Origin of the sequence: Tistrella arctica (genome assembly GCF_039630945.1) — a bacterium.
GTDB classification, from domain to species: domain Bacteria; phylum Pseudomonadota; class Alphaproteobacteria; order Tistrellales; family Tistrellaceae; genus Tistrella; species Tistrella bauzanensis.
The window spans coordinates 1-580 of the sequence record NZ_JBBKTV010000037.1; the positions used below are offsets into that span (position 1 = coordinate 1).

The window sequence follows — 580 nt, forward strand, 5'->3', positions numbered from 1 at the left end:
CGCCAAGGCATCCACCAGATGCCCTTCTCTTGCTCGAGAGATCCGCCGTCACGTCCAGAACCGGACCCGCGAGCATGCACCCGCAATCCTGCGGTCATGTCACGGTGTCATCGATCGGTTCTGACGCGCGGCCACTCAGCTCGCATTACATCAGACGATCTCATCTCTTCACACTGTCCAAAGAACTTGTGTTCCAGCCAGCCCCTCAGGGCCGGTGGAATATCCGGATCGGAAAACCGATCCCGACCGCATCCATCTGTCGATGGGCGGGTCGAAATCTTATCGCTTCCTACGTCGCGATAACCGTTCGTGCGTGCTGTATTCAGAAAGTGGTGGGCCCGGGTGGACTCGAACCACCGACCTCACGCTTATCAGGCGTGTGCTCTAACCAACTGAGCTACAGGCCCGCACAGCACCTGAATTGCTCCAGGCTACGGTTGCGACGCGGAAGGGATGCGAGGACGGCGGTCATCGTCCTTAGAAAGGAGGTGATCCAGCCACAGGTTCCCCTACGGCTACCTTGTTACGACTTCACCCCAGTCGCTGACCTTACCGTGGACGGCTGCCCCCCTTTCGGGTC

General features: G+C 59.3%; 1 tRNA gene and 1 rRNA gene. Both read right to left on the reverse strand.

The features are described 5' to 3' along the window. Positions 1–330 precede the first annotated feature (330 nt). Positions 331–407, reverse strand: a tRNA-Ile gene (locus tag WG924_RS28075). A gap of 74 nt (positions 408–481) precedes the next feature. Then, positions 482–580, reverse strand: a 16S ribosomal RNA gene (locus WG924_RS28080); the annotation flags it as partial.